Origin of the sequence: Natrinema altunense (assembly GCF_000731985.1) — an archaeon.
Taxonomy (GTDB): domain Archaea; phylum Halobacteriota; class Halobacteria; order Halobacteriales; family Natrialbaceae; genus Natrinema; species Natrinema altunense.
The window spans coordinates 403,212-427,438 of sequence record NZ_JNCS01000001.1 but is presented as its reverse complement, the minus strand read 5'-3'; the positions used below and the strand labels follow the sequence as shown (position 1 = coordinate 427,438).

General features: G+C 64.4%; 29 protein-coding genes. 10 read left to right on the top strand and 19 right to left on the bottom strand.

The genetic code is table 11. From position 1 onward, the window contains the following. Positions 1-390: 390 nt before the first annotated feature. The 4 genes from ALTAJ2_RS02260 to ALTAJ2_RS02245 form a co-directional block, all read right to left on the bottom strand. Positions 391-648 (bottom strand): hypothetical protein, encoded by a 258-nt coding sequence (locus tag ALTAJ2_RS02260; RefSeq protein ID WP_007110461.1) that lies wholly within the window; start codon positions 646-648, stop codon positions 391-393. Positions 649-701: 53 nt separating this feature from the next. Next, a complete protein-coding gene (locus ALTAJ2_RS02255) occupies positions 702-950 on the bottom strand; it encodes an IclR family transcriptional regulator (RefSeq protein WP_007110462.1) in 249 nt (82 codons plus the stop codon). A 275-nt stretch (positions 951-1,225) separates the two neighbouring features. Continuing rightward, complete coding sequence (locus ALTAJ2_RS02250) at positions 1,226-1,492, bottom strand: hypothetical protein (RefSeq protein ID WP_007110463.1); 267 nt, start codon at positions 1,490-1,492, stop codon at positions 1,226-1,228. A 7-nt stretch (positions 1,493-1,499) separates the two neighbouring features. Further along, positions 1,500-1,766 carry a transcriptional regulator gene (locus tag ALTAJ2_RS02245; protein ID WP_193365025.1) on the bottom strand — a complete coding sequence of 89 codons (267 nt, stop codon included), beginning with the start codon at positions 1,764-1,766 and terminating at the stop codon, positions 1,500-1,502. A 225-nt stretch (positions 1,767-1,991) separates the two neighbouring features. Between ALTAJ2_RS02245 and ALTAJ2_RS02240 the strand changes: the two genes are divergently transcribed. Both ALTAJ2_RS02240 and ALTAJ2_RS02235 read left to right on the top strand, forming a co-directional pair. Continuing rightward, positions 1,992-2,387 carry a PadR family transcriptional regulator gene (locus tag ALTAJ2_RS02240; protein ID WP_050031415.1) on the top strand — a complete coding sequence of 132 codons (396 nt, stop codon included), beginning with the start codon at positions 1,992-1,994 and terminating at the stop codon, positions 2,385-2,387. A 209-nt stretch (positions 2,388-2,596) separates the two neighbouring features. Next, entirely contained in the window at positions 2,597-3,109 is a 513-nt protein-coding gene (locus ALTAJ2_RS02235; RefSeq protein ID WP_049900848.1) for an SHOCT domain-containing protein, read from the top strand. Positions 3,110-3,367: 258 nt separating this feature from the next. Here the strand turns inward: ALTAJ2_RS02235 and ALTAJ2_RS02230 are convergent, their stop codons facing one another. From ALTAJ2_RS02230 to ALTAJ2_RS02220, 3 genes are all read right to left on the bottom strand, one after another. Next, on the bottom strand, positions 3,368-3,532 hold the full coding sequence (locus ALTAJ2_RS02230; protein ID WP_239647686.1) for a hypothetical protein: 165 nt from the start codon (positions 3,530-3,532) through the stop codon (positions 3,368-3,370). A gap of 108 nt (positions 3,533-3,640) precedes the next feature. Next, on the bottom strand, positions 3,641-3,913 hold the full coding sequence (locus ALTAJ2_RS02225; RefSeq protein ID WP_007110467.1) for a winged helix-turn-helix domain-containing protein: 273 nt from the start codon (positions 3,911-3,913) through the stop codon (positions 3,641-3,643). Positions 3,914-4,047: 134 nt separating this feature from the next. Continuing rightward, a complete protein-coding gene (locus ALTAJ2_RS02220) occupies positions 4,048-4,284 on the bottom strand; it encodes a hypothetical protein (RefSeq protein WP_239647684.1) in 237 nt (78 codons plus the stop codon). A 281-nt stretch (positions 4,285-4,565) separates the two neighbouring features. Between ALTAJ2_RS02220 and ALTAJ2_RS02215 the strand changes: the two genes are divergently transcribed. Next, the gene (locus ALTAJ2_RS02215) at positions 4,566-5,009 is read left to right on the top strand and encodes a hypothetical protein (RefSeq protein WP_007110469.1); all 444 of its coding nucleotides are present in this window, start codon (positions 4,566-4,568) and stop codon (positions 5,007-5,009) included. Positions 5,010-5,177: 168 nt separating this feature from the next. Here ALTAJ2_RS02215 and ALTAJ2_RS02210 read toward each other — a convergent pair whose 3' ends face one another. Beyond that, positions 5,178-6,617, bottom strand: coding sequence for an HNH endonuclease (locus ALTAJ2_RS02210; RefSeq protein ID WP_007110470.1), 1,440 nt, complete (start codon positions 6,615-6,617; stop codon positions 5,178-5,180). A gap of 139 nt (positions 6,618-6,756) precedes the next feature. On the opposite strand from ALTAJ2_RS02210, the gene ALTAJ2_RS02205 reads away from it, so the two are divergent. Then, positions 6,757-7,122: a 4a-hydroxytetrahydrobiopterin dehydratase gene (locus ALTAJ2_RS02205; RefSeq protein WP_007110471.1), complete on the top strand. Its 366-nt coding sequence runs from the start codon at positions 6,757-6,759 to the stop codon at positions 7,120-7,122. 656 nt (positions 7,123-7,778) lie between these two features. Here ALTAJ2_RS02205 and ALTAJ2_RS02200 read toward each other — a convergent pair. From ALTAJ2_RS02200 to ALTAJ2_RS02170, 7 genes are all read right to left on the bottom strand, one after another. After that, positions 7,779-9,005: an orc1/cdc6 family replication initiation protein gene (locus ALTAJ2_RS02200; RefSeq protein WP_006185974.1), complete on the bottom strand. Its 1,227-nt coding sequence runs from the start codon at positions 9,003-9,005 to the stop codon at positions 7,779-7,781. Positions 9,006-9,566: 561 nt separating this feature from the next. Next, positions 9,567-9,872 carry a HalOD1 output domain-containing protein gene (locus tag ALTAJ2_RS02195; RefSeq protein WP_007110472.1) on the bottom strand — a complete coding sequence of 102 codons (306 nt, stop codon included), beginning with the start codon at positions 9,870-9,872 and terminating at the stop codon, positions 9,567-9,569. A gap of 196 nt (positions 9,873-10,068) precedes the next feature. Beyond that, a complete protein-coding gene (gene gnd / locus ALTAJ2_RS02190) occupies positions 10,069-10,968 on the bottom strand; it encodes a phosphogluconate dehydrogenase (NAD(+)-dependent, decarboxylating) (protein WP_007110473.1) in 900 nt (299 codons plus the stop codon). A 103-nt stretch (positions 10,969-11,071) separates the two neighbouring features. Continuing rightward, the gene (locus ALTAJ2_RS02185; RefSeq protein WP_007110474.1) at positions 11,072-11,509 is read right to left on the bottom strand and encodes a hypothetical protein; all 438 of its coding nucleotides are present in this window, start codon (positions 11,507-11,509) and stop codon (positions 11,072-11,074) included. Positions 11,510-11,604: 95 nt separating this feature from the next. Then, a complete protein-coding gene (locus ALTAJ2_RS02180; RefSeq protein WP_007110475.1) occupies positions 11,605-12,069 on the bottom strand; it encodes a hypothetical protein in 465 nt (154 codons plus the stop codon). A gap of 124 nt (positions 12,070-12,193) precedes the next feature. Then, entirely contained in the window at positions 12,194-12,748 is a 555-nt protein-coding gene (locus tag ALTAJ2_RS02175) for a hypothetical protein (RefSeq protein ID WP_007110476.1), read from the bottom strand. Between the two features lie 79 nt (positions 12,749-12,827). Further along, on the bottom strand, positions 12,828-13,310 hold the full coding sequence (locus ALTAJ2_RS02170) for a deoxyuridine 5'-triphosphate nucleotidohydrolase (RefSeq protein ID WP_007110477.1): 483 nt from the start codon (positions 13,308-13,310) through the stop codon (positions 12,828-12,830). A gap of 285 nt (positions 13,311-13,595) precedes the next feature. On the opposite strand from ALTAJ2_RS02170, the gene ALTAJ2_RS02165 reads away from it, so the two are divergent. Then, complete coding sequence (locus tag ALTAJ2_RS02165; RefSeq protein ID WP_007110478.1) at positions 13,596-15,569, top strand: aconitate hydratase; 1,974 nt, start codon at positions 13,596-13,598, stop codon at positions 15,567-15,569. 171 nt (positions 15,570-15,740) lie between these two features. Then, positions 15,741-16,664: a TIGR03571 family LLM class oxidoreductase gene (locus ALTAJ2_RS02160; protein ID WP_007110479.1), complete on the top strand. Its 924-nt coding sequence runs from the start codon at positions 15,741-15,743 to the stop codon at positions 16,662-16,664. 118 nt (positions 16,665-16,782) lie between these two features. Here ALTAJ2_RS02160 and ALTAJ2_RS02155 read toward each other — a convergent pair whose 3' ends face one another. Next, entirely contained in the window at positions 16,783-17,358 is a 576-nt protein-coding gene (locus ALTAJ2_RS02155) for a hypothetical protein (RefSeq protein ID WP_007110480.1), read from the bottom strand. A gap of 86 nt (positions 17,359-17,444) precedes the next feature. Then, complete coding sequence (locus tag ALTAJ2_RS02150; protein WP_007110481.1) at positions 17,445-18,116, bottom strand: DUF7344 domain-containing protein; 672 nt, start codon at positions 18,114-18,116, stop codon at positions 17,445-17,447. Between the two features lie 518 nt (positions 18,117-18,634). Here ALTAJ2_RS02150 and ALTAJ2_RS02145 point away from each other — a divergent pair. The 4 genes from ALTAJ2_RS02145 to ALTAJ2_RS02130 all read left to right on the top strand — a co-directional run bounded on the left by ALTAJ2_RS02145 (position 18,635) and on the right by ALTAJ2_RS02130 (position 22,455). Then, positions 18,635-19,165, top strand: a complete 531-nt coding sequence (locus ALTAJ2_RS02145; RefSeq protein ID WP_049900856.1) for a hypothetical protein — start codon at positions 18,635-18,637, stop codon at positions 19,163-19,165. An 11-nt stretch (positions 19,166-19,176) separates the two neighbouring features. Next, the gene (locus tag ALTAJ2_RS02140) at positions 19,177-19,722 is read left to right on the top strand and encodes a DUF1102 domain-containing protein (RefSeq protein WP_007110483.1); all 546 of its coding nucleotides are present in this window, start codon (positions 19,177-19,179) and stop codon (positions 19,720-19,722) included. Positions 19,723-19,963: 241 nt separating this feature from the next. Continuing rightward, positions 19,964-21,124: a signal peptidase I gene (locus ALTAJ2_RS02135; protein ID WP_144240177.1), complete on the top strand. Its 1,161-nt coding sequence runs from the start codon at positions 19,964-19,966 to the stop codon at positions 21,122-21,124. A 38-nt stretch (positions 21,125-21,162) separates the two neighbouring features. Beyond that, on the top strand, positions 21,163-22,455 hold the full coding sequence (locus ALTAJ2_RS02130; RefSeq protein WP_007110485.1) for a DUF5305 domain-containing protein: 1,293 nt from the start codon (positions 21,163-21,165) through the stop codon (positions 22,453-22,455). Between the two features lie 39 nt (positions 22,456-22,494). On the opposite strand, the gene ALTAJ2_RS02125 is transcribed toward ALTAJ2_RS02130, so the two are convergent. Together ALTAJ2_RS02125 and ALTAJ2_RS02120 are read right to left on the bottom strand one after the other, a co-directional pair. Then, positions 22,495-23,733: an MBL fold metallo-hydrolase gene (locus tag ALTAJ2_RS02125; RefSeq protein ID WP_007110486.1), complete on the bottom strand. Its 1,239-nt coding sequence runs from the start codon at positions 23,731-23,733 to the stop codon at positions 22,495-22,497. A 77-nt stretch (positions 23,734-23,810) separates the two neighbouring features. Beyond that, the gene (locus tag ALTAJ2_RS02120) at positions 23,811-24,227 is read right to left on the bottom strand and encodes a hypothetical protein (RefSeq protein WP_007110487.1); all 417 of its coding nucleotides are present in this window, start codon (positions 24,225-24,227) and stop codon (positions 23,811-23,813) included.

Here is a 24,227-nt window from a genome sequence, read left to right as displayed (position 1 = left end):
TCGTCACTTGCGTAGCCTTCTTGCAACTGAACAGGCGAAAGCGATGCAGCTAGCCATGCCGGGTGGGACTGAAAGGGGCTTCCACGGTCGGCGAACCCGGACGACGTAAGCACCGCAACGAAGTGAGGAGCGCAGCGAGTCCTGGGAGCCGACCGTGGAAGGGGCTTTCAGGGTGTTGTTGTGAGTATGCGTCGAAATGAGGATGACCCTGTCCCACGTCGAAAGTCCCGCCCAGCGGTGGTTTGGGACACCAGCTATCGCTGCCTCTATAGTAGCAACTGAAAGTCATTGCACACCTGATCGCACGAGGGCGTTGCGATCAGTGTGTAAATCGTTTCAGTTGCTACTATAGTGCCACTGAGCGCAAGCAGGTGGCGCTCAGTGTGGCCGTTACTCGTCGGTTGCCTCGAGATCGTCGGCATCGAGTTCGCCCTCGAGATACCGCCGACCCCGCTCACTGATCCGATAGAGACCGCGATCTTCGTTGTAATATTCTACGAGCCCACCGTCCTGCAATGCTCGCAGTCTGCGTCTCACGTGTGAGATTTTGTAATCGATGTTGGCCTCGACAGTGGACGGATTCGCGATGAGTGGTCGATTTCCCTCGTTGAGAAGGAACTCGAGGATCGCGTCATCGGCTCGTGTCATCCAGTCCACCCGTGGCCGTCGCATTCTGCATCCAGTCACCGGATCAGCGCTGATTAGTCTTCGTTCAGTTCTAAGTCCGTGGCGTCGAGTTCACCCTCGAGATACGCGTAACCGAGGTCTGACATCTGGTATCGTCCATTCTCTATCTTTTCGACGAGACCATGCTCCGTGAACACAGAAAGACGATTTGAGACGTGGGGGCGGGTCATGTCCAGATTGTAAGCAATTATCGCAGGCGACTGCACTACGAGAATCTCGGGATCGCCTACCGCTTCGAGGATACGGAAATCTTCACGTGACATCCAACTTGGTCGTTCTCGAATCGACACGCTTGGGCGCGAATACTCCTTCTAGAACTATTATTGTCACGAAATAGAACGGTGTATATACTGATCTATGTTCTGTACTTGGATACTCACTGCAGGGACGAATAGATCTTGTATAAACAGTATGCATCAATCAATCAGTTTCCCAACCGCTCATCTTGGACATCCAGCACATCCTGCTGGTTGGGATCCGAAGTAGACTGTTTAGGAAGCCGGAAAGTCAGATTTCGAGTGTCGCAGGTGCGAGTCTGTTATGATGATTCGAGATCGTCGCTCTCTAATTCCCCATTGAGATAGGCACGACCCCGATCCGTAATTCGGTAATAGCCTCGGTCTTCGTCGACTTTCCGGAGGAGCCCATGGTCGTCCAAGACCGGCAAACGGCGTTTCACTGTCGGATGGGAGACGCCGTCGATGTTGTACGAGCCCACCGCTGGTGGCATCGCTATCCCCGTTTCCTCGAAGAACTCGAGCAGTACGGGATCGGATTTCGTCATCCACGATACCAGCGGGCGCATTCAGTGATCAACTCTCGTTCGGCTCGAGGGTACTCGCGTCTACCTCTCCAGACAGATACTCCTCACCGGTGTCAGTGATCTCGTAGTACCCACGTTTGACTCGAGTGACGACTCCGTACTCGACTAAGATCGAAAGCCGGCGGTTCACTTCATCTCTAGATTTGTCGATATTTATTGCGATAACCGCGGGAGACAGAATCATGCCCGATGACTCGAGCGCCTCGAGAATTCGGTCGTCGATCGGCAACTGCATCCACGATGCAGGTTGTCGCACTCGCCTTGTCACCTGCTCCACAGTCATGTCCGAACCAATATATCAGATTTGAATAATGAATACGAGTGGATAACCACATTAATTCATGTGAACAATTATAGTGCCAGAGTCATGATTGCATAACTACGGGAATCCACGCGGCCCTGACCGAATTCAGGATACCCCGAAACGTAGACCGGTGCCCAACCACCGGCCCGCGTGGCTTCCGTAAACCACCCGAAAGCCATGCCCGACGACGATTCGCGGGACCTTGAACCCCCCGCTCGAGCAGCCGAATCACCCAACAACGAACACACAACAGACGGCCGGCGCGCGTGGGTCGAACTCAGCGGCTTCCAGCGTGACTGTCTCGAGGCCGTCGCCCGCCGCGCACGCGACGGCTACCCCTGCTACGCCTCGGGCATCGCCCGCACCCTCGAGCGACGGTATCCGACGGTCAGCCGCGCCCGCGTCAAACCGAGCCTGCGCATCCTCGCCGACCGCGACTTCATCACCTCGCGCGATGGCTTCGCCGACCACGTCCCCGCCTACCGCCTCACCGACACCGGCCGCGCGCTGCTCATCCAGCGCGCCGAACGCCTCGCCACCCTCTGCGACCTCGGCCGCGAGCCCACCGCGTGAGCGACACCCACCGACCGAGCATCCGTGACTCGAGATGAGAGGGAGCGGGTGACTGCCGTCGGTTCTCGCCACGCCCTCGCGTCCGCGCGCTGACCCCACGGGACGCAGGTACAGAACAAGGAACACCTGCGCTCGTGCGTTGACGCGGCCAATTAAACCGTTTCGTCGGTTCCGTGAATTTAATCTCCTTTCGCGCTTTTCAGTGAGATATGGTCGCTCGCCACTGGGTGTATTTCGCCGGGTTCGTCATCACTGGAATTCTGGCAGCCGGAGCTGGATTGATCGGCATACTGGACGGGTTGGCGGCACTTTCCAGCGGCGTCCCTGCCAACGAGGTGATGATCGTGTTGACGATGCTCGGCGCAGCCGCCGAGTGGGTCATGATCGTCTTCGTCCTCGGCGTGATCGCGGTGGGATTTCTCGCCGCAACCGTCGTCTCCGTGCTCCGGAATGCGTCGCTCCCGCGTGACGATCGACTCGTCTCGATCGTCGAACGGCTCGAACAGCGGTACCCGCTGCTCCGACAGTTCGATGCCGCCGGGAAAGTCGAACCGACGGTCGACGATCGGAAACAACAGCTCAGAGAGCAGTACGTTGCGGGCGAAATCAGTGAATCCGAATTCGAGCGGCAAGTGGCCGAACTGATGGACGATTCGTCGTCGGATACCCGCTCACAGTCCGAGTCGCAGTCGATCAGCGACATCGAGGACCGTCACCGGTAAGCGATTGCCGTCGACGGATCGGCGTCGGGCGACCGGTGCCGTGGCGCAGTCGGGATCAGCGCGAACATCGTTCTCGAGCCAGAATCGCGTCGCCAGCCAATCCGCTCGATTCACGCGGTCGCGTGTCTCAATGCAGCAATCAGTCGTCACCTGCTTCGAGGTCGGCTCCGTCGAGCTCGCCCTCGAGAGACTGCCCATCGGGGTCGTCGATCTCGTAGTCGCCGTGCTCGAGTCGCGTACCCACTCTCCGAGTAGACATCAGTGGTCAGTATCTAACTCGCCTGCATCGATGTCTTCATCGAGATCGCGGGCACCCAACTCGGTGAGCGAATAGTAGCCGTCACTCTTGCGCTCGAGTAGCCCGTGATCGGCAAGGGTGCGACAGCGCTGACCGGTTCGGATGCGAATCGATATTTCGTCCAATAACTGCCGGTGGGACCTCGCCTGCATCCCGGACGTACCCCAGAATCGAATCGTCGGTCGGAACCATCCAGTCAGCGCGTTCTCTCATATCCACAGTCGTGTCTCGTTTCACGATGGGTATTCGTGGTCTCTTTTCTCGAGGTCATCGGCAGTGAGGTCGCCCTCGAGATACGAACGGCCGCGGTCAGTGAGTTGGTAGATCCCACCGGTTTCGTCGTAGTATTCGACGAGTCCGTGCTCACGAAGCGTCATCACGTGTTCCCGGACTGTTTGACGACTCCAGTCGATATTCTCTGCGATGATTCGAGGGGACAAAACGAGTTCGTGGACTCCCCCGTCGTTGTGGAGCAACTCGAGGATGTCCCTGTCGACCGGCGTCATCCAGTCGGCTAACCTCGGGCGCATCTGCCATCACGACGTTCTCCCCCCGTTTGACTATTTTCATTGCGCAGTTGCTAGGAATCAGATCAAAGGCTTGCCAGGTCGCGCTGTTGCTGGTCGGCTTCCGAGGCGAGTCAGTGGTCAGTATCTAACTCGCCTGCATCGATGTCTTCATCGAGATAGCGAGCACCCAGTTCGGTGAGTGAATAGTAGCCATCGCTTTGCCGGTCGAGTAATCCATGATCCGCAAGATCGCGACAGCGCTGACCGGTATAATTCGGATGGGAGTCGATATTCCGTCCAATAACCGCTGGCGGAACCTCACCTGCATCCCGGACGTATTCCAGAATCGCGTCGTCAGTCGGGACCATCCAGTCAGCGCGTTCTCGCATAGCGAGATCCGTGTGCTACTCGCCAATAGAACCCGCCCATGCGATCAAAAATACACTCGTATGGGAATTTTCACACACTCACATACGCAGATACGATTTTCAAGATTCGCATATGCAAAGAATCTAAGTCAGTCGGGGATAAAACCCTATCCGGACGGAAGCTACGGACCGCCCACTCGGTCAGGTGGGTTGCTTCGAGAAACGGACCGGTGTTCACGGCACCGACCCGCAGTAGCTCCCGTCTCAGCGCTCCGGAAGCCATGTCCGACCACGATTCGCGGGGCCTTGAAGGCCCCGACCGAGTAGACGTATCGCCGACGACCGCTCGAGTCCGTGCCGATGGTGGGCACCGACCCGAGTCCATCCGCGATTGCCTCGCGTCGATCGATTATCTCACGCGCACGCTGCTCGCGGCCATCCAGGACGAGGACGCGGCCCTCGAGCACGCCGACCGCGAGACGCGTCGCGAGGCCGCGCGACACGTCCGCGGGATCAGATCGGAGGCCTGCCAGGTCGCGCTGTTGCTGGTCGGTCCCGAGGCGATGATCCCCTACCGGCCGGGCGACGATCCCGACCGCGATCCGTCGTCGACTGATCGGTCGCGCTCGTTTACGACGTCCTATCGCGGACCCACTGCGGAGGCCCACGAGCGCGAACTCGAGCGCCAGCGCGGGGAGCGTGAGGATGACTGTGATGAGAAATAATGCCGACGCGGCGGTGGTCCGAAATTGGAGGAGTTCGAGGAGACGGAACTAGCAGCGATATGCTCCTGTAACTACTGTTATTGTGCGCGGCACAAGACTACCCCTGGGATCGGTCGGTCTAATCGCATTCTCCGTCTCGCGAGTAGACGCTCGAGCGGAGTCGGTCAGTTACGGCGATTCGAACCCGTGCCGTTCCCGATGTGCGGCGAGGAACGTCGCGTGCGGACGGCGGTCCTCGTCCGCTGGCAGCGTCAGCGAGTCCCCCTCGAGCGCCGCGAACTCCTCGTACCCCTCGAGATCGGGACGGTCGGCGACCAGCACTCGGTAGTCGTCGGACACCGCGAGCCAGCCGGTGTCGAACGCCCAGTGGTGGAGCCGACAGAGCGCGAGGCCGTTCTGTACCTTGTCCCGGCCGTTCGCCCGCTTCGGATAGATGTGGGCCGCCTCGATGTCGATCGTCCCGCTCGGCGATTCGCGCGATTTCCCGCAGATCGCACATTGGCCGTCGTAGGCGGCCGTGACTTCCTTCGGGAACGCGCTCGAGCGAACCCGTCGCTGCACCGCGGTGAACGCTTCCCCGTCGTCGGTGAGCGGCGGTTCGTCGTCCTCGTCGTCGATTCCCTCGGAAACTGACTCCGAAAGCGCCTCGAATTCAGCCGGTTCGAGCCCGAGCCGCTCCATCGTGAACTGGTAGACCATCCGCCCGTCCCGTGAGACGTACTCGGCGTCGACGACGTCAACCAGTCCCTCGTACCGGAGGGCGTCGCTGTCCGCCGGCTGGTAGAAGAAGTACACCGGGACGGTCGATCGGTCGGCCTGCTCGAGGAGCGCGCCGTTGGCACCGGTCAACTGCTGGTCGCCCTTTTCGGGGACCCCCTCCCCGATGTAGGTGAACCGATCGCCGTCGATCTCGTCGCCGTAGGGGCCGTCCTCGCGAGCCTTCACGATGATGTAGGCTAGCTCCCCATCGTCGGCCGTTCGCGGACTGATGCCCTTGATGTAGGAGCCGAAACTGGTGTCGAAGGCGTCCTCGAGATCGGTCTGTGCATAGAATTGACCCTGCTCGAGGCTCGGGTATGCCGAGGTCCGACGCCGCGCCAGTTCTCGGCCACGATCCGTCAGCGAGTTCACACCGTCGGAGCGCTCGACGTAACCCAGACTCTGCAGCCAGCCCCTGTGTTGGGCAGGCCCGGAGGTATCGTTCCAATCGAACGTGGGATGTTCGGACGCGATCGCGTCGCCTAGTTCGGCGTCCGTCTTCGGCCCGTCGAGCAGCGCCCCGAGTATCGTATCGAACCCGTAGACGGTGCTCGAGAGCAGTTCATAGAGCACCGCCGGGTCCGTCTCCGAAAGCCACGCCATCCCCTGCTGGGTGAGCCGAACGCTGTCGCCGTCGCGATCGAGCAGCCCGAGTCCCTCGAGAAAGGTCAGGCGACGCCGAATGCCGTCATCGCTCGTCGCTCGCGTGTTCGATTTGAGCCACTCGAGAACCGCCGCTTCGGTCGGCCCCTCGGTGAGGACGTACGTACAGAGGCGCTCGAGGACCTCCGTGTAGTTGCCCGCACCGCCGAAAAACCGAACCGCGATGTTGCGTTTGTCCCCTCCCATCGTGAGATTCTGTGTTGCTGTGGTTACGAGGACGCAGTATAAAACGAGCGGCACGAGCGAGCGACACGACCGGACAGCGCTCGAGACAGGGGGAGTCACCGCACAAATCTTCACGTCGGTCCCGGTGGTAGTCCGACCTATGTCCGAGCCAGCGCTCGCCGATCAGGAATGTGAGGCCTGTACCAGCGAGGACGAGCCACTCGAGTCCGAGGAGTACGCCGACTACCGCGCGGAGCTCCGCGACGATGTCTGGACGGTGGTCGACGACCACCATCTCGAGGGAACCTACGCGTTCGAAGACTTCCGTGACGCCCTCGAGTTCACCTCCGAGGTGGGCGAGTTGGCGGAGGCGGAGTGGCATCATCCGGATATCGAACTCGAGTGGGGCGAGGTGACGATCGAGATGTGGACGCACAAGATCGACGGCCTCCACAAGACCGATTTCGTGATGGCCGCCCGGATGGACCGCATCTACGACGACTACGAACCGGACGAGGAGGCATAGCGCCGACGCCGCGACACCGCTCCGATCTGCGGCACTCCGATTGCCGGACGGTCGAAGTCGATATCCTCGTAGTCGCTTCGACCGCCGACACACCACCGCTGCAACTGAAAGCCGAGACGACGGACTCGCACATCCCGTATGCCGGAGCGGTGATGTGAACGCGGTGGAATCGAATCGGAACGAGAACGAGGGCGGCAGAGACGGAGATACGGTTGGGCAGGAACGAGAATGAGGGCGGGTGGTAACGAGGACACGGTCGGACGGAGCCGACTCCGGACGGGGACACACCACGGTTACATCTGAACGAGCGGGGACAGGTGGGAGGGTCGCTCGGAGTCGGGGCCGACGGACACCACTCCTGCACGTGAACGGACGCCGTCGTCACGGCGCGGTGGCTGGAGTAATCCCTGCGAAGCGGTCACTCGAGACACCACCGTTTCGCGTGAAACGGACCGACAACTACGTGGTCGGGTGCCGATCGAACGCATTCGTCTGAAATGGGTCACCGTGACACACCACTGGTACAAGTGAAACGGGATCTCAAGAGCACGGAGCAGCGGTCGGCGTCGTGTCGATCGCCGTTCACTTGCAACGGTGGTGTGGGACGGACAGTACCATCCCCGACGGTCTCCGGAACCACCGCTACGGAACCCGCCTCAGGCGACGCTGTTCATCCGTGCGATGTCGCGGATCGTCTCGATCTCGGCGTCGAGATAGAGCACGTCGGCCATCGCATCGACGGCGCTCGAGAAGGGCACGTCAAGTTCGTAGCTGTAGTAGTTCCCCCGGGAGCCGCTTCGGTTTTCCTTCGCCGAGAGGATGCCGAGCATCCGGAGATCGGAGAGGTGGTTGTGGACCGACCGCTGGGCCAACGAGTCGGTTCCCGACGACTCACAGAGGGCTTCGTACTCCTGATAGAGTTCCCGGGTTCGACAGGGCGTCGACTCCTTGGCGGCCTTCGAGACGACCGCCAACAGGGCGAGCCGACCGTGCGTGGTCAGTTCCCGCATCCCCTCCTCGACTCGCTCCTGCTCGAGTTTCGACCGCGCTCGTTCGACGTGCTCCTCCCGAATTCCGGCGTCGTCGTTGTTCTCCGCCACCTCGCCGGCCAGACGGAGCAAGTCCAGTGCCTGGCGGGCGCTCCCGCTGTCGCGAGCGGCGAGCGCGGCACAGAGGTTCAGGACGCCGGCGTCGCAGCCGCCTTCCGTGATCGCGACCTCGGCACGGGACTCGAGGATGTTGGTCAGTTCGGACGCTTCGTAGGGGGGAAACTGCAGTTCACGCTCACAGAGCGTGTCCTGGACGCGCGGATCGAGCTGTTCGCGGAACTTGAAGTCGTTGCTGATGCCGATGAGGCCGACCTTCGTCGACTCGAGGTAACCGTTCGAGCGGGCTCGCGGGAGTTCGTACAGCAGTTCGTCGCGGTCGCCGATCGAATCGATCTCGTCGAGGACGATAACCACCGTTCCGCCGAGTGCTTCCAGTTCGCCGTAGAGCTTCTTGAAAACGGTCTGTTGGGGGTAGCCGGTCGTGCTGATCTCGGCACCGGCGGGCCGAAGGGTGTTGACGAGTTCGACCGCGACCTGGTACGACGAGTTGAGCGTCTTGCAGTTGACGCCCAACACCGAGAGGTCGACGTCGTCGTACTCGGTCGCGTCTTCCTGGAGGACGTCCAAGAGATACTCGGTGACGGCGGTCTTACCGACGCCCGTATTCCCGTAGAGAAAGATGTTGTTCGGCTCCCAGCCGTCGATGATCGGTTGGAGCGCGTCCATGTACGCCTCGATCTCCTCGTCCCGCTCTTCGATCCGCTCGGGCTGATACGATTCCCCGAGGGCGTCCTTGTTCTGGAAGATGTTCTGCTTCCGCTCGAACCGAGGCATGTCCGTACCAAGCGAGATACAATATTTAAAACCACCTTTTCATATGATGCAAGTGAACTCAGACACACCACTGTTTCACGTGAAGACTAGTGTAGGGGGGAGGACTAGAGAACAGTCCGCTCTTTCATCTAAAGCAGTGATACTTTCCTGGACTGTGGAGATACTTTCCCGGGACTGCGGCTCGTTTTCAGCGTATACGGATCGCTTTCCAAATATACGGGTCGGCACGACGTGAGATGGCTCTTCTCGAGTTCGAAACCGGTTCGAGCGGCCGGACGACGACCGATGACGGGACAGTTCTCCATCGCAGGCCCCCCACTCCCACCCTGCACGACGGCACTTCACTTGCAACAGTGGTGTGTGTCTGTTATCCGTCCCGTCGGCCGGGCTCGAGGTGTCCGCGTCGATCGGTCGGGTCCCGGTGATCGACGCCGCCGCGACGCACCCAACGACCCCGACCGGCGTTCGCGGAGTCACGGTCGAAACCCGACTCGACGATCGAAGCCACGGATCGTCGGAGACGACCCGGTCCGCCTGCCAGCCGCTGGAGTCTCAGGCGGTTTACGGAGACGAATCGATGCGATTGTCCGTCGACTCGTCGGCCGAACCCCCCGCGTCCTCGAGTGAGACCTCGACGCTCTCGCCCGTGGCAGTGACCGTGACGGTGTAACCGTGATAGGCGAACTCGAGACTGGTGAAGCCGTCCTCGGCCGGAAGCGAATCGAGGAGGTCGGGATCGATCGCGTCGTACAGCGGTTCTAACTCGACCGGATCGGTGTCGCTGGTCCGGGCGACGAGATCGATGACGGCCATGCTCAGTCGATCGTCGGTTGTGTCGCGGTCTGCTGCGGGCTCGAGCGAATTCATAACTCCTGGTCGGGGACCAAGAGTAAAGAAGATGCCCCAATGTTTCAACCATTCGTTCATGGAGAAAAGAATGATTCGATACGCTGGAACACCGGACGGGCGAGCACGACTGCGACCGATAGTAGCAACTGAAACGATTGACACACTGATCGCAACGCCCTCGTGCGATCAGGTGTGCAATGACTTGCCTCGACCCCTACTCCCGGCGGGGGACCTCGTGGCGGCCGAAGCCGTACCGGAGCCGGTTCGCCAGTCGTCGCGAGAACCGGCCGTCGTCGGCCCGCGAGCCGAACCGTTCGGACAGCGCCGTGTAGATAAGCGGCAGGGGGACCTCCTGCTCGAGGGCCTCCTGGACGGTCCACGTACCGGTCGACCCGCCCTCGATGCGGTCGGCGACGGTGCCGAGGTCGGTCCCCTCCTCACGGAAGGCCTCTTCACAGAGTTCGAGCAGCCACGAGCGGATCACCGCGCCGTTGTTCCAGACCGAGGCCACGGTCTCGAGGTCGAGGTCGTACCGACCCTCGTGGAGTAACTCGAACCCCTCGCCGTAGGTCTGCATCAGGGCGTACTCGACGCCGTTGTGGATCATCTTGACGTAGTGGCCCGAACCGGCGGGACCCATCCGCTCGTGTCCGTCGGGCCCGGTCGCGACGGCGTCGAAGACCGGCTCGAGTTCGTCGTAGGCCCACTGTGGGCCGCCGACCATCAGTGAGAACCCCAATTCGGCCCCCGCCGGACCGCCGGACGTGCCGCAGTCGAGATACGCCGCAGGGCATGACTCGGCGCGGCGGACGGACTCCTCGAAGTAGGAGTTGCCGCCGTCGACGACGATATCGTCGCCGTCCAGATGGGGCTCGAGTTCCTCGAGCGTGACGTCGATCGCTTCGCCGGCGGGGACCATCAGCCAGATGCGCTTGGTCGCGCCCAGCCGGTCGACGAAGTCGTCGATCGAGTCGGCGGGTTCGGCACCGGCGTCGGCAGCCCGTTCGACGGCCGCGTCGTCCAGATCGAAAGCGACCACGTTGTGGCCGGCTGCGAGCGTGCGGTCGACGACGATCCGTCCCATCCGTCCGAGTCCGATCAGGCCCAGTTGCATGGATAGGCGTCGGCCGTCCGGTGTGGTAGTGATTGCGGTTCCGTGGCGGTCGACGGCCGCGACCGCCGTGAAAGAGATCGAAGCGCGGCCGTCGGCGAAACGCCTACGCGATCGGCTCCTCGAGTCGAGCCCAGCCGATCGCATCGAGAACGAGGATTCGATCGTTGTACCGGACGTAGACGCCGTTGTACTCGCCGTCGTCGTCGGCGTCGTAGTAGGGCAGCGTCTGGCGGACTCGGTCGACGACGGACCAGGCACCGTCGCGCTCGAGGGTGATGTGTTCCCATTCCTCGCGTGCACCGTTGCGGATCGCCCGGTCGAGCGCCCGCCGCGCGCCGGGGATCTCGCCGAGTCGCTGTGCGGACGCGTCGACGATGGTCGCGTCGTCCGGAATGTCGTCGGGCCCGACGACTCGCGCACCGAGGTCCGCCTTCGATCGCGACGTGTGGCTCGCCGACCGCTCCGAGTGCAGGACGTAGCCGGCCACGGCAGCCGTCCCCACCGCGAGGACCGACAGGGCGATGTCTTTACCCCTGATCATTAGCGAGTACGTTACAGCAACCGGCTAAGTATCTTTCGCAAAAATGTTCTGTACTGACGTGTCGGGCAATGGAAACGAAGCGCCGGGAGCGGCGATCAGAGCAGGCGAGCGACGTTGGCCGAGAGCAGGCCCGCAACGATCAGCAAGGCGATCGCGGCGACGGCCGCCGCGCGGAACACCGGGAGCGCGTCCCGGGCCGGCTCACGGATCTTTTTGCCGGTGAGGCCGGTTTCGAACCGTTTCACGCCGATCTCGACGAGCGCCGTCAGGAGCAGCCAGAGCGCGACCATCGCGAGCACCAGTCGGCCGTTGGTCGTGCCCACGAGTCCCTCGAACGTGTAGCCGTTCCCCGCTAGATGGCCCCCCGTGAGAAGAAGAACGAGCGAACTCACCCGTGAAATACTCGTCAGTTTCCCCGAGATGACCTCGAGCGGCTGCGTCCTGTTGAACGCGCCGTCGCGTGCGAGCGGAACGACGACGGCGGCGACGAAACAGACACTGCCGGCCCAGAGGGCGGCAAAGACCAGGTGTGCCGTTCTGGCGGCGAGTACGTCGACCATACGGGGCCGGTTGGTCAGCGGGCGTATCAGCGTTCCGACTTCCGGCCGAGGGATAGTCGGAAACGCTGTCACGTCCGAGCGCGGGATGCGGTCGCCGGCCGTCCGAGCGCGCCCCCTGCGTCACTCATTCGAGCCAGTCGGGCGTCCACGCGACCAGCCGACGCCGGCAGCCCGCGTAGAGCAGCGAGACGCCGATCCCGCCGACGATCACGGCGGGGAGCGGACCGTCGAAGGCGAGCAGCGCCGGCCCCGCGAGCGCGAGTCCGAGGGCGGCGTCCTCGGGTGCGCCGTCGTAGCGAATCCACCGTCGGGGGCGGAGCCATCGTCCGCGGACGTGATCGTAGACCGCCCGCTCGGTGCGTTCGTTCCACGGGTCCAGTTCGGGGCCGCCGCCGATCGAATCGCTCGCGGCGTGGAGCCAGGCCGCGACGGCGAAGGCGGCCACCGCGAGCGTGAGCGCCGAGGGAGCGACGACCGCGACGCCGACCGCCGGGACGGCGACCCCGAGCCCTGCGACGGGAAAGTGGAAGGTCCGCCGGTGAACGAAAACGAGATCGAGGTCGGGAGCGAGGCCGCCGAGGATCGCCCCCGCCGCGAGCGCGATTGCGAACTCGGGGACGACGTACGCGATCGGCGCGACGACCGCGAGTCCCGCGAACACGTGGGTGGTCGCCATCATCGTGTGTCACTCGAGGGAACGCGAGCGAGCGGCAAAACGGTACGCGAACCGGCAGGGATTCGATCGCGCTGTCTGGGTTTCACTCGACGTTTTCGCCCTGGTAGCTCCCGTCGTAGACGCCCTCGTGGTCGGCCTCGGCGAAGACCAGTTGGGCGATTCGGGCACCGCGCTCGAGTTCGATATCGTGGTGGACCTGCAACAGTCCCTCACCGCGTCCCTCGTAACCCGCGTCCCACACCGCCGTGTTGAGCATACAGGAGTTGCGCATGAGCGACGAGCGCGGGTAGACGAAGCCGATATGCCCCTCGGGGATCGCGATCCGTTCGCCGTAGCGGACGATGTAGGCCCCAGTCGGCAGGTAGTAGGTGTCGGGGTCGGCCTCCTCGAGTTCCTCGAGCGGGCGAGCGACGCGGTCGCCGATCTGTTTGCCGTCCCGGCCGATACGGCCCGGTTCCAACTGCTCGAAGACGACGTCGGCGGTCAGATCCACCCCGTTGGGCTGGATCTGCGCGTCGGTCGTCGGCGAGACGTGGTCGGCGACGAAAGCACCGGAACGGAACATGCGTTGTCTGTCCACCCAACGCCGCGGCGACGAGAAAAACGTATCCGTTCGAATCGACCACCCGGTTCGGTACCACCTGTCACGATCAGCGTGGGCGCGACGGGTCGAGCCGAGCGCGCGGCCGTTTTTTGGGGTCATATGGCGGGCTATGAGAACACTCTCGACGCCCGTTCACTCGTCCGGCAATACTTACTCGAAACCCCACGTTTCAACCCCCCACACGCCGGTCGTTGCTCACAGAAACACGCTGGATTTATCAGGACGGACGGCCGAGTTCAGAGTGCTATGGGACAGACTCTCACCGAGAAGATTCTCGACGACCACCTCGTCGAGGGCGAACTCGAGACCGGCGAGGAGATCGGGATCGAGATCGATCAGGTACTTACCCAGGACACGACCGGGACCATGGTTTGGCTCCAGTTCGAAGCGATGGGGCTGGACGAGGTCCAGACCGAGATCGCGGCGCAGTACTGCGACCACCAGACCTATCAGTTCGACTTTAAAAATACCGACGACCACCGCTTCCTGCGTTCTGCGGCCGGCAAATACGGCGCTCACTTCTCCCGACCCGGTAACGGTATCTGCCACAACGTCCACCGCGAGAACTTCGCGGCCCCCGGCAAGACGCTGCTGGGTTCGGACAGCCACACGCCCACGCCCGGCGGCCTCGGCGAACTCGCCATCGGCGCCGGCGGGATCGACGTTACCGTCGCCATGGGCGGCGCACCGTACTACATCGAGATGCCCGAAGTCGTCAACGTCCGTCTCGAGGGCGAGCTCCCCGAGTGGGCCACCGCGAAGGACGTCATCCTCGAGCTCCTCCGTCGCCTCTCGGTCAAGGGCGGCGTCGGCAAGATCCTCGAGTACACCGGTCCGGGCGTCGAGACCCTGACCGCACCCGAGCGGATGACCATCACCAACATGGGCACCGAACTCGGTGCGACCACGTCGATCTTCCCGACCGACGAGCAGACCGAGGACTACCTCCAGCGCGTCGGCCGCGGCGACGAGTACGTCGAGCTCCAGCCCGACGACGACGCCGACTACGACGACGAGATCGTCGTCGACCTCTCCGACCTCGAGCCGCTGATCGCACAGCCCTCGATGCCGGACAAGGTCGTGCCCGTCAGCGAGGCCGCTGGCGAGGACGTCGAGCAGGTCATCGTCGGCTCCTGTACGAACGGCGGCTACGAGGACATCCTCCCCGTCGCCAAGATGCTCGAGGGTCGCGAGACCTCGATGGAGACCGACACGATCGTCGCGCCCGGCTCCAAGCAGGCCTCCGAGATGCTCGCCCGCGAGGGCTGGGTGTCGGAGATGATGGCCGCCGGCGTCAACTTCTCCGAGGCGACGTGCGGTGCCTGTATCGGCATCGGCCACGTCCCCTCCTCGGATTCGGTCTCGCTGCGGACCTTCAACCGCAACTTCGAGGGCCGCTCGGGGATCGAAGACGACAACGTCTACCTCTGTTCGCCGGAGGTCGCGGCCGCGGCCGCGCTCAAGGGCGAAATCGTCGACCCGCGAGACCTCGCCGACGAACTCGACGATCTCGAGGCACCCGGCGTCGAACTCCCCGACGAGTACGACGGCTCCAAGACTGACCTCATCAGTCCCGACGAGGCCGTCGACGACGAACTCATCAAGGGCCCGAACATCGGCGACGTGCCGCTGAAAGACCAGCTCGGCACGGACATTCAGGGTGAAGCGCTCCTGAAGATGGAGGACAACATCACGACCGACCACATCATCCCCGCGACCCAGGACATCCTGATGTACCGGTCGAACGTCCCCAAACTCTCCGAGTTCACCCTCTCCCGGGTCGACGAGACCTTCGCCGACCGCGCGCTCGAGGCCGACGGCGGCTTCCTCGTCGCCGGCGAGAACTACGGCCAGGGCTCCTCGCGAGAACACGCCGCGCTGTGTCCGATGTACCTCGGTATCGAGGGCGTCCTCGCACAGAGCTTCGCACGCATCCACCGCGCGAACCTCTTCAACTTCGGGATCGTCCCGCTGACGATCGACGAGGACACCTACGAGAACATCGATCAGGGCGACGACGTCGAGATCGTCGACGACGTCTACGACGCCGTCACCAGCGGTCAGGAGGAGTTCACCGTCCGCATCAACGGCGAGGACGAGTACACGGCGACGCTCGACGCCTCCGAGCGCGAGCGTGCAATCCTCGCTGCCGGTGGCAAGCTGTCCTGGACGAAAGAGCAGGCCGAAGGCGGCAGCGGCGCGACGCCCGCCGACGACTGAGGACCCGGCGACTCTCTCGATTCTTTCCTTTTTTCTCACCGCCGATGAGTGATGACGCTCCCTCGAGAGCCCACACGACGGGGCTCCCGTCCGCACGACCGACGCCCCGGTACCGGCAACGGCGGCCGGCCAACGCCATCGTCATACCGTTCCGGCCGATAGCACAGTCGAATGCCTGCCGGTGGACACGAAAACGCTGGCTATCGACGCCTGTTCGATCGCGACGGTCTGACCTTCGGTGCCGGCTTTCCGCTCACGGGAGCGACCCGTTCGTCGCCGCCCATCGAAGACGAACTGCACCTCGCGAACCACGCCGAGTCGGTCGGGTTCGACGGGCTCTGGGCCCGCGATGTCCCGACCTACTGGCCGAAGTTCGGTGATGCCGGTCAGACGTTCGAGACGTGGCCGTGGCTCTCGCACGTCGCCGCCCACACCGACGACATCGCGCTGGGGACCTCGAGCGTCGTACTCACGCTCCGCCATCCCCTCCACGTCGCGAAGGCCGCGGCGACGGTCGACCGCCTCTCGGACGGGCGACTCGTCCTCGGCGTCGCCTCCGGCGACCGCGACCCCGAGTACCCCGCCTTCGACGTCGACCGCGAGGAGCGTGGCCACCTGTTCCGCGAGTCCGTCGAGACGCTTCGCGCCGTCTGGCGCGAGGACTTTCCCGAACTCGAGGGCCGATGGGGACGGCTCGAGGGCGACCTCGACGTGGTCCCGACGCCGACGACGGAGACGCTGCCGCTGCTCCCGACCGGCCACGCCCGGCAGTCCCGGGAGTGGATCGCCGAGCACGGCGACGGCTGGCTGTTCTATCACCTGCCCGAACGGACGCTCGAGGACTACCTCGTGGACTGGCGCGAGGCCGCCGGCGAGAAGCCGTTCGCTATCGCCGTCCGGGTCGAGTTGGCCGACGATCCGACGGCCGAACCGGAGCCGCTCCACCTCGGATTCCACGCCGGCGTCGAGTGGTTCCGGGCGTACTTCGCCCGGCTCGCGGACTACGGGCTCGACCACGCGATCATCGGACTCCAAAACGACGACCGGGAGGCGGCGCTGTCGACGTTCGCCGACGAGATCATCGGCGAACTGTAGTCGCTGCCGGTGGCGGCGTTTCTACTGGGAGCCGGACGCCGACCCCCGACGAGTGCGACGGCTACCCCGCTAGGAGAGCCGTTTTCGCCGTCGGGGCCTGCCGGCGGGCCGGCGTTCGTCAGGGCTCGCTCGAGTTCGAAGCCGATCCCGTCCCCGACTGCCCGCTCGAGACCGAGCGTTGCCGTCTCGACCCCGTGTCAGGGACCGCGATCGTGAGTTTGCGCTCGGCTTCGATGCGGATGCCGTCCCCCCGCGCATCGATCGTGACCGGCCCGGTGACCGTCTCCCCGCCGTCGACCGAGTCCGGCGGGACCCCGATCGTCACGGCGTCGACCCGTTCGCCCGGTCCCAATCCCCCGCTCTCGCCGTCGACGACGAACCGGCTGCCGTCGATCGATTCCCCGTCGGCCGACCGAAACCGGAACGGGTCGACGGTAAGCGTGACGGTGAGCGACGCCGGACACTGGTTGCTGAGATCGAACCGGACGGGCGGGTGGCGCGGGTCCCCTCCGAACAGCACGCCGTCGTCCTCGACCCCGTCCTCGGTCAATCCGAGGTAGGCGTTCCCGTCGCCGACGGGGGCAACGCGAACGTCGCGGTCGGCGTCCGCGCTCGAGAACCCGAACGTCTCGACGGCGAGGACGCTACTCGAACCGGCGATCAGGGCCAGCGCGGCGCGCCGAGTTCGTTTCATGGGCCGTTCGTGTCCGGTGCGTTCGTACGGGGTCGCTGTCGATGGCGAGTGTGATCTCGAGACCGCGTCGACCGGTCGACGCGCCGTCAGCCGTCCGGGTCCGTCTCGTCCCGGTACTCGAGGGCCACGGCCGACGGATCGTCTCCGATTCCGAGTCGGGTTCGTCGCGCGTAGTAGCGGTGGGCGACCGCGGAGACGCCGAAGGAGACGACGACGAACAGGCCCCACGCCGAGGGCGAGAGCGACGCGAACGGGCCGGGTCCGAACGACACGGCCGCAAACAACAGGCCGGAAAGCGCCACCAATCCGAGATAGTAGTCGCTCCAGGGAATCTCGCGCCCGCGGACGATGTCCATGTAAATCTCGACGTCCTCGAGTGCGGGGGTCGGTTCGACCGTTCCCCGGTCGCGGTCGAAATCGACGACGCCGGCCTCGTCCATCTTCGGGAGATGCGACTGACGAAGCGCCGTGTACACCCGTTTGCGGTCGCTGCTCGAGACCTCAGTGAGTTCGATGTCGTCCTCGCAGGCGGCGATCTCCTGCGAAAGGGTACCGATATCGAGCCGTTCGTCCGCCCGCATCAACTCGTGGAGGATGTATCGCCGTCGTCGGTTCGAGAGGATGGTAAAGAGTTCGTCCTCGGTGAGCGAGTCGGCGGCCGCCGCCGAGGCGGTCACCCTCACTTCGTCCGCTTCGGGGTCCGGTTCCGGCTCCGATGCGTCAGCGTCCCCGGACGGTTCGATCTGAGTCGCCCCCATTTCGGATCGACGTACTACATTCCCCGATAAAAGTGTTAGGACGTAAATAAGATATTGTCCGCGACTGGTTCGAGAATCCCGTTTTCATCGGCTCCTTTCTCTCGTAGCGACTGGTATCGCGAGACGAAATGCCGGCATATCGACGTATCAACCATCGATAGACCGACTCTCGGCGCTGCAGGGACGATCGGAAACGGGAGTTAACGATCCCGATACGGCAGCAATCGCTCGGTCAGTGGCCCGTTGACTCCGAACCGACGGGCACCGGGCCGCAGGGCATGTGCCGTTGAGTCCCGCTTCGGTCAGGTCAACCGGGCATAGCCGCTCGTTCCGAGTCGGTCGGCAGACGGTTGAATACGCCGAAGGAGGGGTTGAGAGTTCGGACACGAACGTATTACAATATCCCTTGTCAGCCATCCCTGACCTGTGATCCCCGCGGCGGGGATCAGACGCGACGAGTCGCGGCGTCGGTGACGAGCGGTCACACGCGAGCGACAACGACAACGGAGGATTCACCAATGCAACGACGTAAATTCGTCATCGGAATGGGAGCACTGGCATCGGGAACAGCCGCGGTTATCGGTACCGGCGCGTTCTCGAGCGTCGAGGCCGACCGACAGGTCGACGTGCAGGTCACCGAGGACGCCAACGCGTACCTCGGACTGGACAACTCGGGGGAGGCGAACGATATGTACTTCGATACGTCCGGCGACGAGTACGCCGTCGACTTCGTCGAGTCCGGCAACGGCGGTAACGGTGTGAACCCGAACGCGGACACCGTCGCCGAGGACGTGTTCACGATCACGAACCAGGGGACCCAACCCGTCGAGGTCAGTCTGAGCGGGTCTGGCGACCTGAGTGCGCAGTTGCCGGGGAGTATCTCGGCACCGAGTTCGGACGGTATCACCGTCGCGCTCGCGGAGGACGACGGCGACGGTGACGCTACCTACGAACTCGGGGTCGGCGAGTCGGTTAATGTGGACTTCGCCATCAACTCCGGGACGTCGAATCTCTCGGGGACGCTGACGATCGGGGCGGAGGCCCGATGAGGTCGCCGAGTATGAATCGACGACGGCTGTTGGCCGGACTCGGCGCGGTCGCCACCAGCGGAGTCGCGCTCGGGACGGGCGCGTTCACGAGCGCCGAAGCCGATCGATCGGTCGGGGTCACGGTTGCCGACGACGATCAGGCGTACCTCGCACTCAGTCCGACGCAGGCGGCGAATGCGACGTTCGTCAACCAGGACAGCGGCGCCAACAACGAACTTTCGATCGACATCAACGACGCGACCGGAACGGCGGACAACGGCGACGGCGTCGGGCCGAATTCGGTCTACGAGTTCGACGAAGTGTTCCGGATCGAGAACCAGGGCACCCAGGAGATCGAGGTGTCGATCAGTGAGTTGGTGGACGACGACTTCGACCCGACTGCGAGCGGACTGACCGTCCAGTTCTACCCCGGGACCGACGTCGATAGCCCGCTTCACGACGATCCAATTACCCTCGGAACGGGCACCGCACAAGTGATCGGCCTCAGAATCGAGACCGGAGAGCCGACCGTTGAGAACTTCAATGCGGACGCGACGGTGAGAGCCGAGGCGACGTAACGCGCCGTCCCTCTCTCTTCCTGACTCGGTAAGAAACGAGAGCCGGTTTCGACGATTCGCACGCCCTTACGGACGCGACCACGGGTATCCCCACTTCGAGTCATCGGTGGCGGGGAGTGATAGGCCGGGTTCGGTCCCGACCGGCGGTAGCCTCGAACTGTGAGGGACGCACTTCTATCCACCTAGCATGATAACTATCACAAATATATAAGTAGTATAATATTGGTGCACTAGACGAGGCATGATTCGGCGAGGGGTGATACGAGGGGGCCAGGCAGTTGTACTGGTTACCCTCGGTGCTCTCGTCGTCGGGCAGCTACTCGGCCAGCCGATCCTGTTGGGATTCGTTGAAACGGGGAGCATGGAGCCGACGATCGACACCGGTGACGGGTTCGTGGCGATCCCCAGCGAACTGACCGACGATCCCGAGCCGGGCGACGTCATCGTCTTCGAGGCGACGAACATCCAGGGCGGCGGTCTCACGACTCATCGGGTCGTCGAGGAGACCTCGCAGGGCTACGTCACGCGCGGGGACGCGAACCCGTTTACCGATCAGGACAGTGGCGAGCCCCACGTCCGGGACGCCCAGCTCGTCGCCGAGGGCTGGCAAGTCAACGGCGAGGTCGTGACGGTTCCGCTGCTGGGGACGACCGTGATGACGGCAGGTGAGACGATCGAGCGCGTCGGAACCCGACTCGGCGTCAGCGAATCCGGCGACGCGTCGGCACTCGCGCTGCCGATCCTCGGGCTCTCGATCGTCCTCTACGCCGTCGAAACGGTTCGCGAACGGCGCTCTCCCTCCCTCGAGTCGGGGGGGATCGGCGACGGGCGCGGGACCGGAGACGGCTGGATCGATCCCCGACTGCTCGCGGTGGGGTTCGCACTGCTGATCGTTCTCGCCGCCGCCGCGGCGATGATCGTCCCGGCGGGGACCCAGTCCTACGACGTTATCAGCGCGGAGTTCGAGTCGGACCGCCCGCTGGTGATCGAACGAGGAACGACCGACGAGGTCCCCTATTCGATTGCCAACGGCGGGATCGTCCCGACGCGGTCCTACGTCGAGTCCGGAGACGAGAACGTCCGCCTCGAGCCCGAACGGGCGACGGTCGGGCCACGCGGGGAGACGACGGTTGCGGTTTCGATCACGGCCCCGGACGAGACCGGCCACTACCCGACGTACGTCACCGAGTATCGCTACCTGTACGTCCTTCCAGCGCCGGTCATCGACGCGCTCTACGAGTGCCACCCGTGGCTCCCGTTCGCGACGATCGTGTCGCTGCTCGGAGGCGGGACCTATCTGCTCAGTCGACGGCTCCTCGGTCCGGGTGACGTCCGCTCGAAACGGGCGGCGGTCCGCAGTCGCTGTACGGGGGCGCGATCGTTCGTCCGACGGTTGTACTGAGGCCACGTCTCAGAGCATGAAGTATCGAAAAACGAACTATGGGATTCCGATCGACCGACACCGACGACGAGACGGAGGGGCGACCGAGGGCGGACGCGGAGCGTCGGGTGCGGCTCCGCGTCCTGCTAGCCACGTATCGAACGCCGGCCGTCGTCGTCCTGGTTTGCCTACTCGCAGCGGGCGCGTGGGTGAGTTACGGTGCCTACGCGGCCCCGACCGGAGAGACGGAAACGACCCGTCAGGTCGAGACGACCTGGACCGCCACGGGGAACGTCTCTCACGGTGCCCCCGTCACCGAACCGACTGCGGTCTATCCGGCGGGGACGCGACTCGAGAACGAACCGCTGTACTACTCGGCCGTCAGTCCGACGGTCGACGGGACGTTCGTCGGAGGCTACGCGGCCGACAGCGCCGCGGACGTTAGCGTCTCCCTGACGGTCGAGTTGGTGTATCAGTCGGTCGATCCCGACAACGGGACCGTGTACTGGCACGAGCGCGAATCGCTCACGGCGACGAACGAAACGGCCGTCCAGCCGGGCGAATCCGTCACCGCAGCGTTCGACGTTAACGTCTCCGCCATCACGGCACGAATCGACCGGATCGAATCCGACCTCGGGGCGAGTCCCGGGGAGACGGAACTCCTCCTCGTCCTCGAGCGAGAGATCGACGGGACGATCGACGGCGCGGAGCGGTCGGTCGCGGACGAGTACACGGTCCCGATCACCGTCGAGGACGGGACCTATCGGGTCGAGGACGGAGCGAGCGACGCCTACGACGAGCCCTACGAGGAATACGAAACCGTGTCCGCGTCCCCCGCTGCTGGCCCCGTGCGAACCCTCGGCGGACCGGTGCTCGTTGCGGTCGGGCTCGGCGGCCTCGGTGCGCTTGCGGTCGGTCGCCGTCGGTTCGGGGAACCGACGCGATGCGACCGTGAGTGGCTCGCGTACCGCGACGACCGCGAGCAGTTCGACGAGGTCGTCACGGTCCTGCCGCTCCCCGACGCGGCGCTCCAAGGACCGCGCGCGCACGTGGACTCCCTGGCGGCGCTGGTCGCGTACGGCATCGACGTCGACACCGCGATCGTCTTCGACCCGGACCGGGCGGTGTACGCCGTTCGCCGCGACGACTTCGTGGCCGTCTTCGAACCGCCGCGACCGCCGTCGACGGCGGTCGGCGACGACGGCACCGGTGACCGCCCGGGCTCGATTTCCGAGTCCGGGTCCGAAGCGGACGCGGCCGGTGACGATGACCCGACTCCGAGCGAGGGTCGGAATCGAACCCGTTCGACCGGCGCAGATACGCCGACGGCGGGTGAAAACGGCCGGCATTGAACGTGCCGGACCGGGCCCGGCGTCCGACCCGTCCGCTCGTCACCACTCGAGGCGTTCGCCGAGTGCCGGCGCGGCGGCGTCGACGCCGTCGTCGCGAAGCTCCGCGGCGAACGCCTCGCAGCGGTCGCCGTGATTGACGAGGATTCGCGCGTCCTCGTAGGCCGCGAGGAAGTCGCGGAGCCCGTTGCGGTCCGCGTGCGCGGAGAAGTCGTACTGTTCGACCTGCGCGCTGACTGGTAGCATTCGGCCGTCGATCTCGGCGCTGCCGGTCTCGAGCAGATCCCGGCCGGGCGTTCCCTCGACCTGGTAGCCGGTCATGGCGATCTTGTTGGTCGGATGCGAGCGGACGGCGGGGACGTAAGTCATCGCGGGGCCGCCGTGGAGCATCCCGCTGGTGGTGACGATGACGGTGTTTTGCTCGGCGATCCGTTTTCGCTGGCCGTCGCGGCCGTCGACGAACCGGGCGTTGCCCTTCGCCCGACGCAACAGGTCCGGATCGCGCAGATAGTCGCGGTTCGCCTCCCGCAGGAACAGTTCCGTGACGCGTTTGCCCATGCCGTCGACGTAGCACTCGAGGTCGTACGCCTCGCAGAGACACAGCACCTCCTGCGTACGGCCGATACCGAAGGCCGGCACGACGACGGTCCCACCCTCCCAGATCGTCGTCCGGAGGCTCTCGACGAACTCGCGTTCGATCTCCTCGCGGGGCGGTCGAGTCACGTCCGAGTAGGTACTTTCACAGACCACGACGTCGGCGTCGGGGCGTGCGGTCGTCCCGGCGAGCAGCCGCTGGTCCTCCGTGTGGAAGTCGCCGGTGTAGAGCAGTCGGGTGTCGCCGTCATCGACCAGCACGTGGGCGCTGCCGGGGACGTGGCCGGCATCGAAGAACGTGATCTCGTAGCCCGCGGCCTCGAAGGACTCCTCGTAGCCGTGGGTCTCGGAGACCTCGGCGACGCGGGCGAGTTCCGCCTCGGTGAACGGGCAGTCGTAGCTGCCGCCGTGGAGCTTCAGCGTGTCCCGAGCGAGGACCATCGTGAGGTCGTACGTCGGCGGCGTCCAGTTGATCTCGGGGCGCGCATCGCCGGACAACAGCGCCGGCACCGAGCCGACGTGATCGAGGTGACCGTGACTGACGACGACGGCCTCGGGATCGATGTCGTCGATCGGAAACGACGGCGGATTCCCCGAGTCCATCCCGAAATCGAGCACGAGTTTGTCGTCGATACAGAGCGCGCTCCGACCGATCTCGCCGGCACCGCCGAGAAACCGTCCGTCCATTACCGGCACTTCGCCCTCGAGCGGCTTGCGTCCGTTGGTTCCGGTCGTCAGTCATGGCCCGCGACGGAGCGGGTCCGTCACCGATCCCGAAGTCGATCCCGCTCGCCCGCCGGACTCCCGGTCCGCGACCCGTCGACACCCGGCCGGGTCGATCGGTCCTCGGCATCGAGGACTCGCTCGAGTTCCCGTTCGAACGCCTCGTCGTCGAGATCGCCGTCGACGTACCGGGAGCGAACGCGGTCTTCGGGATCGGGGCGGTTTTCGGCCGGCGTGTCCGCGCCGCTCCCGGCGCTCGAGTCCGAGCCGAACAGCGAGAGCAGTCCGACGGCCGCCAGCGCGATCACCGACAGGACGGCCAGGGTCAGGACCAACGAGAGGACGGCCGCGATCAGCGAGAGGGCGATGCCGACGATCGTGCCGACGACGCTCAGCACGACGGCCACGAGGACGAGCGCGCCGAGCCCTTTGAGCAGGACGGAACTGAGACGTCCCAT

Coding starts and splice junctions, on each gene's coding strand:
- ALTAJ2_RS02150 (WP_007110481.1), bottom strand. CDS start 18,116: ATGGGGGCGACTCAGATCGAACCGTCCGGGGACGCTGACGCATCGGAG.
- ALTAJ2_RS02215 (WP_007110469.1), top strand. CDS start 4,566: ATGTCCGACCACGATTCGCGGGGCCTTGAAGGCCCCGACCGAGTAGAC.
- ALTAJ2_RS02235 (WP_049900848.1), top strand. CDS start 2,597: ATGGTCGCTCGCCACTGGGTGTATTTCGCCGGGTTCGTCATCACTGGA.
- ALTAJ2_RS02180 (WP_007110475.1), bottom strand. CDS start 12,069: ATGGTCGACGTACTCGCCGCCAGAACGGCACACCTGGTCTTTGCCGCC.
- ALTAJ2_RS02210 (WP_007110470.1), bottom strand. CDS start 6,617: ATGGGAGGGGACAAACGCAACATCGCGGTTCGGTTTTTCGGCGGTGCG.
- ALTAJ2_RS02240 (WP_050031415.1), top strand. CDS start 1,992: ATGCCCGACGACGATTCGCGGGACCTTGAACCCCCCGCTCGAGCAGCC.
- ALTAJ2_RS02130 (WP_007110485.1), top strand. CDS start 21,163: ATGGGATTCCGATCGACCGACACCGACGACGAGACGGAGGGGCGACCG.
- ALTAJ2_RS02120 (WP_007110487.1), bottom strand. CDS start 24,227: ATGGGACGTCTCAGTTCCGTCCTGCTCAAAGGGCTCGGCGCGCTCGTC.
- ALTAJ2_RS02225 (WP_007110467.1), bottom strand. CDS start 3,913: ATGACGCCGGTCGACAGGGACATCCTCGAGTTGCTCCACAACGACGGG.
- ALTAJ2_RS02205 (WP_007110471.1), top strand. CDS start 6,757: ATGTCCGAGCCAGCGCTCGCCGATCAGGAATGTGAGGCCTGTACCAGC.
- ALTAJ2_RS02145 (WP_049900856.1), top strand. CDS start 18,635: ATGCAACGACGTAAATTCGTCATCGGAATGGGAGCACTGGCATCGGGA.
- ALTAJ2_RS02255 (WP_007110462.1), bottom strand. CDS start 950: ATGTCACGTGAAGATTTCCGTATCCTCGAAGCGGTAGGCGATCCCGAG.
- ALTAJ2_RS02260 (WP_007110461.1), bottom strand. CDS start 648: ATGACACGAGCCGATGACGCGATCCTCGAGTTCCTTCTCAACGAGGGA.
- ALTAJ2_RS02125 (WP_007110486.1), bottom strand. CDS start 23,733: ATGGACGGACGGTTTCTCGGCGGTGCCGGCGAGATCGGTCGGAGCGCG.
- ALTAJ2_RS02185 (WP_007110474.1), bottom strand. CDS start 11,509: ATGATCAGGGGTAAAGACATCGCCCTGTCGGTCCTCGCGGTGGGGACG.
- ALTAJ2_RS02250 (WP_007110463.1), bottom strand. CDS start 1,492: ATGCGCCCGCTGGTATCGTGGATGACGAAATCCGATCCCGTACTGCTC.
- ALTAJ2_RS02175 (WP_007110476.1), bottom strand. CDS start 12,748: ATGATGGCGACCACCCACGTGTTCGCGGGACTCGCGGTCGTCGCGCCG.
- ALTAJ2_RS02195 (WP_007110472.1), bottom strand. CDS start 9,872: ATGAATTCGCTCGAGCCCGCAGCAGACCGCGACACAACCGACGATCGA.
- ALTAJ2_RS02160 (WP_007110479.1), top strand. CDS start 15,741: ATGCCTGCCGGTGGACACGAAAACGCTGGCTATCGACGCCTGTTCGAT.
- ALTAJ2_RS02170 (WP_007110477.1), bottom strand. CDS start 13,310: ATGTTCCGTTCCGGTGCTTTCGTCGCCGACCACGTCTCGCCGACGACC.
- gnd (WP_007110473.1), bottom strand. CDS start 10,968: ATGCAACTGGGCCTGATCGGACTCGGACGGATGGGACGGATCGTCGTC.
- ALTAJ2_RS02200 (WP_006185974.1), bottom strand. CDS start 9,005: ATGCCTCGGTTCGAGCGGAAGCAGAACATCTTCCAGAACAAGGACGCC.
- ALTAJ2_RS02165 (WP_007110478.1), top strand. CDS start 13,596: ATGGGACAGACTCTCACCGAGAAGATTCTCGACGACCACCTCGTCGAG.
- ALTAJ2_RS02135 (WP_144240177.1), top strand. CDS start 19,964: ATGATTCGGCGAGGGGTGATACGAGGGGGCCAGGCAGTTGTACTGGTT.
- ALTAJ2_RS02155 (WP_007110480.1), bottom strand. CDS start 17,358: ATGAAACGAACTCGGCGCGCCGCGCTGGCCCTGATCGCCGGTTCGAGT.
- ALTAJ2_RS02140 (WP_007110483.1), top strand. CDS start 19,177: ATGAATCGACGACGGCTGTTGGCCGGACTCGGCGCGGTCGCCACCAGC.
- ALTAJ2_RS02220 (WP_239647684.1), bottom strand. CDS start 4,284: ATGGTCCCGACTGACGACGCGATTCTGGAATACGTCCGGGATGCAGGT.